The 11,721-nt window shown below is 68.1% G+C and carries 12 protein-coding genes; 6 read left to right on the plus strand and 6 right to left on the minus strand.

Annotated elements, in window-relative coordinates:
- Window positions 1-64: 64 nt before the first annotated feature.
- On the minus strand, window positions 65-1,201 hold the full coding sequence (locus R9B84_RS35090) for an FAD-dependent oxidoreductase (RefSeq protein ID WP_423761955.1): 1,137 nt from the start codon (window positions 1,199-1,201) through the stop codon (window positions 65-67).
- A 65-nt stretch (window positions 1,202-1,266) separates the two neighbouring features.
- Here R9B84_RS35090 and R9B84_RS35095 point away from each other — a divergent pair, with 65 nt between their 5' ends.
- Complete coding sequence (locus R9B84_RS35095) at window positions 1,267-1,731, plus strand: MarR family winged helix-turn-helix transcriptional regulator (RefSeq protein WP_423761956.1); 465 nt, start codon at window positions 1,267-1,269, stop codon at window positions 1,729-1,731.
- Window positions 1,732-1,782: 51 nt separating this feature from the next.
- Here the strand turns inward: R9B84_RS35095 and R9B84_RS35100 are convergent, their stop codons facing one another.
- The gene (locus R9B84_RS35100) at window positions 1,783-2,136 is read right to left on the minus strand and encodes a DOPA 4,5-dioxygenase family protein (RefSeq protein ID WP_072440019.1); all 354 of its coding nucleotides are present in this window, start codon (window positions 2,134-2,136) and stop codon (window positions 1,783-1,785) included.
- A gap of 490 nt (window positions 2,137-2,626) precedes the next feature.
- On the opposite strand from R9B84_RS35100, the gene R9B84_RS35105 reads away from it, so the two are divergent.
- Together R9B84_RS35105 and R9B84_RS35110 are read left to right on the plus strand one after the other, a co-directional pair.
- Window positions 2,627-3,004: a hypothetical protein gene (locus tag R9B84_RS35105; protein ID WP_423761957.1), complete on the plus strand. Its 378-nt coding sequence runs from the start codon at window positions 2,627-2,629 to the stop codon at window positions 3,002-3,004.
- A 223-nt stretch (window positions 3,005-3,227) separates the two neighbouring features.
- On the plus strand, window positions 3,228-3,716 hold the full coding sequence (locus R9B84_RS35110) for a hypothetical protein (protein ID WP_423761958.1): 489 nt from the start codon (window positions 3,228-3,230) through the stop codon (window positions 3,714-3,716).
- A 218-nt stretch (window positions 3,717-3,934) separates the two neighbouring features.
- Here the strand turns inward: R9B84_RS35110 and hpnH are convergent, their stop codons facing one another.
- Together hpnH and ispH are read right to left on the minus strand one after the other, a co-directional pair.
- The gene (gene hpnH / locus R9B84_RS35115) at window positions 3,935-5,095 is read right to left on the minus strand and encodes an adenosyl-hopene transferase HpnH (RefSeq protein WP_423761959.1); all 1,161 of its coding nucleotides are present in this window, start codon (window positions 5,093-5,095) and stop codon (window positions 3,935-3,937) included.
- A gap of 12 nt (window positions 5,096-5,107) precedes the next feature.
- Entirely contained in the window at window positions 5,108-6,049 is a 942-nt protein-coding gene (gene ispH / locus R9B84_RS35120; RefSeq protein ID WP_047902197.1) for a 4-hydroxy-3-methylbut-2-enyl diphosphate reductase, read from the minus strand.
- 396 nt (window positions 6,050-6,445) lie between these two features.
- On the opposite strand from ispH, the gene R9B84_RS35125 reads away from it, so the two are divergent.
- Window positions 6,446-7,633 (plus strand): glycosyltransferase, encoded by a 1,188-nt coding sequence (locus tag R9B84_RS35125; RefSeq protein WP_423761960.1) that lies wholly within the window; start codon window positions 6,446-6,448, stop codon window positions 7,631-7,633.
- Window positions 7,634-7,760: 127 nt separating this feature from the next.
- Here R9B84_RS35125 and R9B84_RS35130 read toward each other — a convergent pair whose 3' ends face one another.
- Together R9B84_RS35130 and hpnA are read right to left on the minus strand one after the other, a co-directional pair.
- Entirely contained in the window at window positions 7,761-9,161 is a 1,401-nt protein-coding gene (locus R9B84_RS35130) for a phage tail protein (protein ID WP_423761961.1), read from the minus strand.
- A gap of 108 nt (window positions 9,162-9,269) precedes the next feature.
- Window positions 9,270-10,277, minus strand: a complete 1,008-nt coding sequence (hpnA, locus tag R9B84_RS35135) for a hopanoid-associated sugar epimerase (protein ID WP_423761962.1) — start codon at window positions 10,275-10,277, stop codon at window positions 9,270-9,272.
- 203 nt (window positions 10,278-10,480) lie between these two features.
- Here hpnA and R9B84_RS35140 point away from each other — a divergent pair, with 203 nt between their 5' ends.
- The gene (locus tag R9B84_RS35140) at window positions 10,481-10,777 is read left to right on the plus strand and encodes an acylphosphatase (protein ID WP_047903726.1); all 297 of its coding nucleotides are present in this window, start codon (window positions 10,481-10,483) and stop codon (window positions 10,775-10,777) included.
- Between the two features lie 16 nt (window positions 10,778-10,793).
- Window positions 10,794-11,693 carry an EamA family transporter RarD gene (gene rarD, locus R9B84_RS35145; protein ID WP_423761963.1) on the plus strand — a complete coding sequence of 300 codons (900 nt, stop codon included), beginning with the start codon at window positions 10,794-10,796 and terminating at the stop codon, window positions 11,691-11,693.
- The last annotated feature ends 28 nt before the right edge of the window (window positions 11,694-11,721 follow it).

An 11,721-nucleotide genomic window follows, 5' to 3' on the forward strand; every position in this document is an offset into this window, starting at 1 on the left:
CGACCCCGCGAGACGTTTCACGTCGGCTCGAAACGTGGATGTCGACGCGCGGCCCGCGTGCCGCTCAAGCTGTGTGCAGGTCGTGATACCGCGCGAGGGTCAGTGCCTCGGCATCGTGCGAAAGCTGGGTCGCGGCGGCATCGGCGGCCTCTCGCGCCGATTCGGTCACGCGCGCGAACATCCGTTGCTCGAAGGCCGTGACGGCCGCGTCGCGGTCGGCATCGGCGATGAGGCCGGCCGCGAGTTCGGCCGCGTCGCGCATCGCGTTGTTCACGCCTTCGCCGCCGAACGGCGACATCACGTGAGCGGCGTCGCCGATCAGCGTGACGCCGCGGCGATGCGCCCAGCAGTGACCGACCGGCAGCGCGAAGATCGGCCGCTCGGCGAACCGGTCGCCGCTGGCGTGGAACAAGTCGTGGATGGCGTCGGCGAAACCGTCGAATTCGGCGATCAGCGCGACGCGCATCGCATCGGGTGCCGCGAAGTCGAAACGCCGCGCGACCCAGTCGAGCGGCACGCGAAAGATCGCATAGCCGCGCACGTGCGCGTGCCCGTTGCGTTGCGCGATGATCGCCTTGCCGTTTCCGTGCACGCCGATCTTGCCGCGGCCGACGAGCCGCGACAGTGCGGGATGTTGCCGATCGATGTCGTCGATGCCGAATTCGATGAACGTGAGGCCGCTGTACTGCGGCTGATACGGCGACAGCAGCGGACGGATGCGCGACCACGCACCGTCGGCGCCGACCACGAGATCGAACGGGCCTTCCGTCCCGTGCTCGAACGCCAGCATCGCCCGCCCATCGGGCAGCATGCCGACATCGCGCACCGTGCGGCCCCAGTGCACGCAATCCGGCGGCAATGCGTCGAGCAGCAGCGCGCGCAACGCGGTCCGGTCGACCTCGGGCCGGTTGCCGCCGGCGCCGTCGTCGTCGAACAGGACACGGCCCGAGCGATCGAGCAGGCGCGAACCCTGATCCTCGTAGCGGGCGACGGCCAGGAACGCGTCGGTCAGGCCGGCCTGCTCGAGCGCCAGCAGGCCCGACTCCTCGTGCAGGTCCAGCGTGCCGCCCTGCGGGCGCTCGAGCGGATGGGTGTCGCGTTCGTACACGATCGCCTCGATTCCGCCGAGCGTCAGCAGGCGGGCGAGCGTCAGGCCGCCGGGCCCGCCCCCGACGATGGCAACACGAAAGCGCGTGTCCATGGTTCGCTCACGATCTGATAACATAGGTGCCTATATAAAAACATAGCCTCCTATGGAATGTCAACATGAGCGAAGCTGACACGAAGACGAATCCGTTGCCGCTGATCGGCATCACTTACCGGCTGTTCACGCGTGTGGTCGACCGGCCGCTGCGTGACCTGGGATTCGCGGTGAGCCAGTTGCCGGTGCTGGTGTCGTTGAAGAAGGCGGGCGCGCTGTCGCAGACGGAGCTCGCGCGGCGCGCGCAGGTCGAGCAGCCGAGCATGGCGCAGTTGCTGAACCGGATGGAGCGCGATGGTCTCGTGCTGCGCGTGCCCGATCCGGACGACCGGCGCAGCCGGCTGATCTCGCTGACCGATTCGGCGGCGAAGGGGCTCGCCAAGGGGCGGGCCGTGATGGACGGGGCGAGCGAGCAGGCGCTCGCCGGGTTGAGCGACGCGGAGCGCGATCAGCTTGCGGCGTTGCTCGGACGCGTGACCGCGAATCTCGAACGGATGGTCGGCAACGCGCGCACGAACGACATCGACTGATCGCGCGCGGCGGTTGCATCGCCGTCGCTGAAAACTGCTTTTCTCCGGCCCTTATCCCGCCAGCGCGTCGAGATTCAGCACATACGACTTCCCGATCCACACCGCGCAATCGCGATGGTCGCGCAGGTCGTCGCCGGTATTCGGGTGCAGGAAGATATCGAGCGCCCCGTGGTTCAGCACGAGCCATGGCACGATGTCGTCGAATCGCGCGGCGTCGAACGCGATCTGGTACGACCAGGCCGGATGCGGGCCGACGAGGCGTTCGTGAAAGCGGCCGAGTTCGATGACCGCGCCGAACCGTTCGTCGACGACCTGGCGAAACGCCCAGGCCGCGTCGCGGCTGGCCGCATCGAAATAGACGTGCGCGTGCCAACTGTCGATGGCGGTAGTGTCGAGGGCAGCCATGGAAGGACTCGATAAAAAAGGGGAATGCATGAGGCGCCGTGCGAAACGGCCGATGCGTGATTATCGCGCGTCCTTGCCGTATGCGTCGTGTCACGGTCCGGCAATCCGAAGCCGATGATTTGTCCTGTATCAGAGGAATCATTTGATCCGATGAAACCGGGCTTGTGGTATCCGCGTGTGCGATATCACGCTGGAAGCCTTGTCAGCACTTGCGCTGGCAGCAATTGCACAGGCAACACGTCATTTCGGAAATTGAAAAAGCGGTGTGCGCGTGCTTTGGGGCACCCGGAAAAGTGCGATCAGGTAGTTGAATGAAATAAAGAAATTCCGATTCGGCGGGATGGGTGAATGACGCAGATCGCGCGCCGAATGCAAAGCCGAAAATATCAATTGCGAAATCGGCTATTCAAGCGGAATGCGGCGCGACATACGATGGTTTCAACGCATCGACGATCGCGATCGATGCGGGGACAACCATCTGGAGGCCACCATGCGATCCCTCGTTCCCGTTGCTGTTCTTTCCTGCGCACTCGTTGCGCTGCCCGCCGTCAGCTTCGCGCAGTCGGCTGGTTCCGACTGGTTGCCGAATACCGCACGGCTGAGCTGGTCGGCGGCGCGTGCCGAAACCGACGCGCAACTGATGCAGATGACGCGCGCCGGCTATCGCGCGACGACGGCCGGCAACCAGAACTATCCGCTCGCGATGCAGCGTGCGCTCGAACGTGTCCGCAATCCGGTGCCCGACCGGTCGCGCGAAGAGCGGGCCGCGATGGAGGCGCGCGCGGCCCGGGACGCGCAAGCAGGCCATCCGGTCAAGGCGTTCTTCGTGAAGACCGCGTACTACCTGAAGGGCGAGAACACGTTCTGATGCAGGAGACGAGCATGGTTTGCGCGATCCGATTCGCCGACGTCGTGCGCGCGTCGGCACCGCACTGGCTGCCGGTGGCGCGAGCGACGCGGCGACGCAACGACATGCACGGCGCGCGATGTCGTGCGAAGCACAACCGCCATGCAGGCCGTGGCGCTGTCGCATGCCGCATCGCGTCGCCGGTTTTCGCGGCGAGCGACGCTGCCGCAGGCGGGCGCGACTCATGAAAGCCACCCGCAAAAACCGTCGCCACGTGCCGCTGACCCGCGAGTGGCTGCTGCCGCTACCGCCCGCGCATGCACGCGACATCTCGCTGAAATGCCACATGGCGCTCGTCGCGCTGCGCGGCGAGCACGGCAACGAGGCGCTGCTGATGCGGTTGCGCACGAGCGTGTATCTGGTGTTCCTGGCGCTCGACGACGCGGTGTGCCCCGCGGCGGACATCGACCTGTGCGTCGACGCGGAGCGTGCGCTCGATGCAGGCGTGGCGCGCGCGGCGCAAAGCGGTGCATGGGCGTTGCGCGACGACGAATGCGTGGTGCTCGAGCGCGTGCTCGCGGCGCACGACACCTGCATCGCGATGCTGACGCGGCATCGGCTTGCCGAGCTGTGGCGTCACGTCTGCACGTTCGCGTCGAGCGGCCAGCTGGCGCTCGTGGCGAGCGCGGCGGAGAAGATGCGCATGCACGCGGCCGAATCGCTGGCCGCATAGCGCCACAACCGGTTTCGCGGGGAGGATGGAGGAGACAGGGCCGGCCGCACCGGCGCGGCCGATGCAATCGCGCGACGTCGGCGATTGCGCGGCTGCCGCGGCAACGTGGTGCGGGCAAATCCAGCGGCCCAAAACAAAAGCGCCACGGAGCGAACTCCGTGGCGCTTCATTCATGCTGTGCCTGCGCGGAGGCTTGACCCCCGCGTGGCGAAACGCGCTTAAGCCGCCGTTGCCGGCTTCGCCGGCTTCTGCAGCTTGCCCTTGCCGGCGCGCTGGATTTCCTCGAGCTTGATCTCGACGTGGCGCGAGAACACGTACTCGGCCGGACGCTGCTTCGCGATCGAGATGTCCGGCGCGAACGGGCCGTCGGTCTTGATGCCCTTGCGGCTCACTTGCAGCGCCTTCAGCGGATGCGCGATCGTGTCCATCACGGCGGTAGCCTCGAAGCCGCAGTGGACCATGCAGTCCGCGCACTTCTCGTAGTTGCCGACGCCGTAGTTGTCCCACTCGGTCGTTTCCATCAGTTCCTTGAAGGTCTTCACGTAACCTTCGCCGACCAGGTAGCACGGCTTCTGCCAGCCGAACACCGTACGCGCCGGGTTGCCCCACGGCGTGCACTTGTACGTCTGGTTGCCGGCCAGGAAGTCGAGGAACAGCGACGACTGGCTGAACGACCAGCGCTTGCCGCCTTCGCCGCGCTTCAGGATTTCGCGGAACAGGTTCTTCGTCTTGTCGCGGTTCAGGAAGTGCTGCTGATCCGGCGCGCGCTCGTATGCGTAGCCCGGCGACACCGTGATGCCGTCGACGCCGATCGGCCCCAGCGTGTCGAAGAACTTCGCCACGCGCTCGGGCACCGCGTCGTTGAACAGCGTGCAGTTGATGTTCACGCGGAAGCCGCGGCGCTTCGCTTCCTTGATCGCCGCGACGGCCTTGTCGTACACGCCTTCCTGCGACACCGAGTGATCGTGCGCCTGCTGGTCGCCGTCGAGGTGGACCGACCAGACGAAATACGGGCTCGGCTCGTAGTCGTCCATCTTCTTTTCCATCAGCAGCGCGTTCGTGCACAGGTACACGAATTTCTTGCGTTTCATGATGCCCTTGACGATTTCCGGCATCTCCTTGTGGAGCAGCGGCTCGCCGCCGGCGATCGACACGACGGGCGCGCCACACTCGTCGACGGCCTGCAGGCATTCCTCGACGGACAGGCGCTGGTTCAGGATCGGATCCGGATAATCGATCTTGCCGCAGCCGTTGCACGCGAGGTTGCAGCGGAACAGCGGCTCGAGCATCAGCGCGAGCGGATAGCGTTTGTTGCCGGACAGGTGCTGGCGCACGATGTACGCGCCGACACGGACTTGCTGGAGCAGCGGAATAGACAAGGGATGTCCTCCTTAAACTTCGCGGGCGACAGCTTGCGTGAGCTTCGCCGGCAGCTTGAATTCGACTTTTTCCTCACGGCCCGCCATCGTCGCGACATCGACGGGCCCCAGCGCGCGCAGCGCGCCGATTACATCCTCGACCATCTCTTCGGGCGCCGACGCACCGGCGGTCAGGCCGACCGTCTGTACGCCCGCGAACCATTCGGCTTTCACTTCCGAGCCGTCGGCGACGAGATAGCTCGGCACACCGCTTTCGGTGCCGATCTCGCGCAGGCGGTTCGAGTTCGAGCTGTTCGTCGCGCCGACGACGAGCAGCACATCAACCTGTTCGCTCAGCTCGCGCACGGCGGCCTGGCGATTTTGCGTCGCGTAGCAGATGTCGCGCGTGTCCGGGCCGACGAGGTCGGTGAACCGGCGCTGCAGCGCTTCGATGATGCCGCGCGTGTCGTCGACCGACAGCGTGGTCTGCGTGATGTACGCGACCGGCGTATCGACGGGCAGCGTCAGCGTATCGACTTCGGCTTCGCTCTGCACGAGGATCACCTCGGCCGGAATCTGGCCGATCGTACCCTCGACTTCCGGGTGGCCCGCGTGGCCGATCAGGATCAGCCGGCGGCCCGCCGCAGCGTACTGGCGGCCCTGCACGTGCACCTTCGTGACGAGCGGGCAGGTCGCGTCGAGCACGTCGAGCCCGCGCGTCTCCGCATCACGCTCGACCGTCTGGGCGACACCGTGCGCGCTGAAGATCGCGACAGCGCCGTGAGGCACCTCGTCGAGTTCCTCAACGAATCGTGCCCCTTTATTACGCAGATTTTCGACGACATGCCGGTTATGAACGATCTCATGACGCACATAGACCGGCGCACCGTGCTGTTGCAGCGCGCGATCGACGATCTCGATCGCACGGACAACCCCCGCACAAAAGCCGCGGGGCTGGGCAAGGATGACTCGCATAGGTAAGCGAACTCCGACGACAGACACCGGGGTTCGAGGAGCTGGCACCGCTCGCTCGCCCCGGCTTGAAGTTATGAAGGCAGGAACGAACCGGCCAGGCCAGGCCCCGGAACCCCGAATTAATCGCGCATTTTAACCCTATCGGGCAGTCCTTGCTCTGGTGCCGTGTCGGCGCTGTTGCAATTGCGGGATAGCCGCGTCGGCGCTGGCGCGCGCGGAACCCAGTAAACTACGCGGTTTCGTGGGCGGCCGCTCCGGCTGCCCGGCGTCGCGCTCATTTCAAGGCCATTCGATGACCGTCGATTCTTACGCGTATTGCCTGGCCGCCCGTGCGGTTTCGGGCGTTTTGTTTCTGACCCCCATTGGCAATGCCGGCGCCCGGCAGGAGGCGCGCCAATGATGCTGGCGATCGCTTTCCTGGTGTCCGGCCTGTCGCTGATGATCTGGATCGTGCTGCTCGTCGCGCGCGGCGGCTTCTGGCGCGCGGTGCCCGCGCGGCCGCTGCCGCCCGACGCGCGCGGCGCGGCGGCCGAGGCCGGCTGGCCGGCCGTCGTCGCGGTCGTGCCGGCGCGCAACGAGGCGGACGTGATCGCCCGTGCGGCGACTTCGCTGCTCGAGCAGGATTATCCGGGCGACTTTCATCTGATCATTGTCGACGACCACAGCGACGACGGCACCGCCGACGCGGCCCGCGCGGCGGCGCTTGCGATCAACCGCGCCGACCGGCTGACGGTGCTGGCCGCGAAACCGCTGCCGGCCGGCTGGTCGGGCAAGGTGTGGGCGCAGTCGCAGGGGATCGCCGCGGTGCAGACGCTCGGCTTGCCGGCCGACTACCTGCTGCTGACGGATGCCGACATCGGCCACCCGCCCGACGCGGTCGCACAGCTCGTCACGCGCGCGCAGGCCGAGCACCGCGATCTCGTGTCGCTGATGGTGCGGCTGCGCTGCGATTCGTTCTGGGAGAAGGCGCTGATCCCGGCGTTCGTGTTCTTCTTCGCGAAGCTCTACCCGTTCTCGTGGATCAACAACCCGCGCAACCGGACGGCCGGCGCCGCTGGCGGCTGCATGCTCGTGAAGCGCACGGCGCTCGAGGAAGCGGGCGGCATCGAGTCGATTCGCGGCGCGCTGATCGACGATTGCAGCCTCGCCGCGCAGATCAAGCATCGCGGCGACGGCCGTCATCCGATCCGGCTCGACCTGGCCGACCGCAGCGTGTCGCTGCGCCCGTACGACAGCTGGCGCGACATCTGGAACATGATCGCGCGCACCGCGTTCACGCAGCTGCACTATTCGCCGCTGCTGCTGGCGGGCACGCTGCTCGGGATGGCGATCATCTACCTCGTGCCGCCCGTCGCGGCGCTCGCGTACGGCGCGCGCGCGTGGCCGGCGTGGCTCGCGTGGGCGTCGATGTGCGCCGCGTATGCGCCGATGCTGCGCTACTACCGGCGCTCGCCGCTGTGGGCGCCCGCGCTGCCGCTCGTCGCGCTGTTCTACGTCGGTGCGACGTTCGCGTCCGCGTGGCGCTACTGGCGCGGCAAGGGCGGCCAGTGGAAGGCGCGCGTGCAGGCGCCGGTGGAGCGCTGAGCGTTTCGCGCGCCGCCGGCGCGCGTCCCGGGACGCTGCCTTCCCGGCAGTCGGACAGCAAACAGCCCGATCGTGAACCGGTCGGGCTGTTTCGTTTTCGGCCCATGGCGGACCGATGCGTCCGCGCTTACCGCTGGGTCAGCATCATGTACATCTGGACCACGACGTCCGGCGAGAACGTGAACGGCACCCAGCCGTAGCCGGTGTGGCGGGCGACCAGCAGGCGGTCGCCGTTCGACTGCTTCTGCACGGCCATCATCGGGTTCTTCGTCGTCACGAAACGCCAGCCGGCCGGGATGCCCGGCGGCGGCTCCGGCTGCATCGACGCGCGCACATGCGCGAGTTCCTCGATCAACTGACCCAGTTGCTCCGGATTCAGCGTGGTCGATTCGCCGTTGATGGTCAGCGTGAGTTCGTTCTGCGTCGGACGCGACACGTGCAGCGTCGATTTGTCGGCCGGGTTGGCAGCGGCTTCGGTTTCAGTCGCGGTTGCGACTTCGGCTTGTGCCGTCGCGACGACAGCGGTTCCTGCGTCGGCCGTCGCATCGGCCGCATCGGCCGCAGCCGGCGCGGATGCGATCACGGCCGGTTCCGCCGCCGGCGTGCCAGCCGGTGCCGGTTCGACGACTTCGGCGGCAACGGCCGTGGCGGCAACTGCGTTCGTCGCGGCTTCCTTGACGACGGCCTCGACCAGCGCCTCGGCGTCGGCGATGGCCTTCGCGTGGTGCTGCGCAGCGGCTTCGGCCTGCGCGATCGCTTCGGTATGGCGTTGCGTGACGGCTTCAGCCTGCGCGGTGGCGTCGGCGTGGCGTTGCGCGGCGGCTTCGGCCTGCGCGATCGCTTCGGCATGGCGCTGCGTGACGGCTTCCGCCTCGGCGGCCGCGTCGGCATGACGCTGCGCGGCGGCCTGCGTTTCGGCGATCGCTTCCGTATGACGCTGCGCGAGCGCTTCGGCTTCGGCAATCGCTTCCGTGTGACGCTGCGTGGCCGCTTCGGCTTCGGCGGTCGCTTGCGCGTGACGCTTCGCGGCGGCCTCGGCGTCGGCGGTCGCTGCCGCATGGCGCTGCGCGGCCGCATCGGCTTCGGTCGCGGCGGCGTGATGGCGTTGCGCGGCGGCCTCCGCTTCGGCGATCGCCGAAGCGTGCCGTTGCGATGCGGCTTCGGCGTCCGCGTGACGTTGCGCGAGCGCTTCGGTCAGTGCGGTAGCTTCCGTATGGCGCTGCACGGCGGCTTCGGCTTGCGCGGCGGCATCCGTATGACGGTGGGCGGCGGCTTCGGCGGCGGCGGTGGCTTCCGCGTGGCGCTGCTGCGCGGCTTCGGCCTCGGCGGCTGCCGCCGTGTGGCGTTGCGCGGCGGCCAGCGCTTCGGTTTCCGCGGCAGCGTGACGTTGCGCGGCGGCCTGGGCTTCCGCTGCGGCGGCGCGCGCGAAGGCTTCCGCGCTGCGGGCCGCCTGCTGCGCGGCGTGGTGATCGTGGAGGAGCTGATCGACGCCCGTGTTGAGCGAATCGATCTGATCGTTCAGGTTCATGCGTGTCTTCTCTGCGTAAGACCCGCGATTTTACCCGCTGCGCCGGTGCCGGTCCGTGCGCGACGTGTAACAAAGTGCGCAACGCGGCGCGAAGCGCGCCGCTTTGTGTTATTTCAGGTACCCCGCCGAGCCGAACCAGTCGAGCGCATCGCGCAGCCCTTCGCGGTACGGGCGCGCGCGGTAGCCGAGCTCGCGCTCGGCCTTCGCGGACGTGAAATACATCTTGTTCTTCGACATCCGCAGCCCGTCCACGGTGACGAACGGCTCCTTCTTCGTGAACTTCGCGACCGCTTCGGCGCCGACCGCGAGCGGGTACAGCGGCCAGCGCGGCAGCGCGAGCGTCGGCGCCTTGCGGCCCGTCATCTGCGCGATGTCGGCCAGCATCTGCTGCAGCGGCAGGTTCTCGCCGCCGAGGATGTAGCGCTCGCCGATCCGGCCGTGCTCGAGCGCGAGGAAGTGGCCGTGCGCGACGTCGTCGACGTGCACGAGGTTCAGCCCCGTGTCGACGAACGCGGGAATCTTGCCGAGCGCGGCCTCGACGATGATGCGGCCGGTCGGCGTCGGCTTCACGTCGCGCGGGCCGATCGGCGTCGACGGGTTGACGATCACGGCCGGCAGCCCTTCGTCGGCGATCATCCGCTCGACCGCGCGTTCCGCGAGCACCTTGCTGCGCTTGTAGACGCCGATCGCCTGCTCGGGCGTGAGCGGCCGGTTTTCATCGGACGGGTCGCCCGCGCTCGTGACCTTCAGCGTCGCGACGCTGCTCGTGTAGACGATCCGCTCGACGCCTTCGGCGCGTGCCGCGCGCATCGTCGCGACCGCGCCTTCGAGGTTCGCGCGCTCGATCTCGTCGGGATCGGGGGCCCACAGCCGGTAGTCGGCCGCCACGTGCAGCAGGTAGCGCACGCCGCGCAGCGCGGCGCGCATCGACGCCTCGTCGCGCATGTCGCCGGTGACGATCTCGGCGTCGAGATCCGCGACGTTCGTGCGCGGGCTGGTCGGGCGCACCAGCACGCGCACCGCAAAGCCTTTCTGCTGCGCGATGCGCGCGACGGCCGAGCCGACGAAACCGGACGCGCCGGTGACGAGAACGAGATCGCGGGAGGTATCAGTCATGCGTTTCCTTCAGGGCCGCGCGCGAGCGGCACGGCGGTTGAGCGTCGGCGAGATTGTACGTGGTCGGCGCGCGCGGCGACGCAAGGCCGGCGCCTGGGCGGGCCGAGCATCTCCGGCGCCGCGCGGCCGGTCCGCCGGACGCGTGTGCGAAGCGGCCGACGCGACTACAATGCCGGGCTTGAATGCAACGGGAGGGCGACGCGATGAGCCGCAATGAACTGGACGAACGGATCGAGACCTACCACGTGCGGGTGCGCGGCGTCGTGCAGGGCGTCGGTTTCCGTCATGCGACGGTGCGCGAAGCGCATGCGCTGAAGCTGCGCGGCTGGGTTGCGAATCTCGAGGACGGCAGCGTCGAGGCGATGATCCAGGGCCCCGGCGCGCAGATCGACCGGATGCTCGCGTGGCTGCGCCACGGGCCGCCGGCCGCGCACGTGACCGAGGTGACGTTCGAGGAACGTCAGACCGAAAGGCGCTTCGAGCGTTTCCAGCAGCAGTAACAGGCGCGCAACAACCATGACGGGGTATCCGGAAGCCGGGCGCGGCCTCATGTTGTCGGTGATGGCATCGACGCTGTTCGCGCTGATGTCGGCTTACGCGAAACTGCTCGCGCCGCTCACCGGGCTCGACATCTTTGCGTGGCGCGTATTGTGGACCGCGCCGGGCGCGCTCGCGCTGATCGCGTTGCGCGGCCGCTGGCCCGCGCTCGCCGAGCTCGCGCGGCGCAGCGTGCGCGACTGGCGTTTGCTGATCGCGCTGCCCGCGAGCGCGGCGCTGCTCGGCCTGCAGTTGTGGCTGTTCCTGTGGGCGCCGCTGCACGGCCGCATGCTCGAAGTGTCGCTCGGCTATTTCCTGCTGCCGCTGACGATGGTGCTCGTCGGCCGCTTCTACTATCACGAACGCCTCGACCCGCTGCAGTGGGCGGCGGTCGCGTGCGCCGCGCTCGGCGTCGCGCACGAAGTGTGGGCGACGCGCGCGTTCGCATGGCCGACGCTCGTCGTCGCGCTCGGCTATCCGCCGTATTTCGTGCTGCGCCGGCGGATCAACGCCGATTCGCTCGCCGCGTTCGCGGTCGAGATCGTGCTGTTGTGCCCGATCGCGTTCGCGATGGTCGCGACGAGTGCAACGCGCGTCGCGAGCCATCCGGTGCTGTGGGCCGCGCTGCTGCCGGGGCTCGGCGTGCTCAGCACGCTCGCGCTCGCAAGCTACCTGAAGGCGAGCCGGATGCTGCCGATGGCGCTGTTCGGGATTCTCGGCTACGTCGAGCCCGTGCTGCTGGTCGCGGTGTCGCTGCTGCTGCTCGGCGAGACGCTGAGCGTCGCGAAGCTCGCGACGTACGGGCCGATCTGGGTCGCCGTCGCGCTGACCGCGTGGCACAGCACAATGCTGATGCGGCGATTGCCCGCACGCGGATAAGCTTCGATCCCGATTGCGGTGCAGTGGT

Source organism: Burkholderia sp. NLJ2, assembly GCF_049487195.1.
Classification (GTDB): domain Bacteria; phylum Pseudomonadota; class Gammaproteobacteria; order Burkholderiales; family Burkholderiaceae; genus Burkholderia; species Burkholderia pyrrocinia.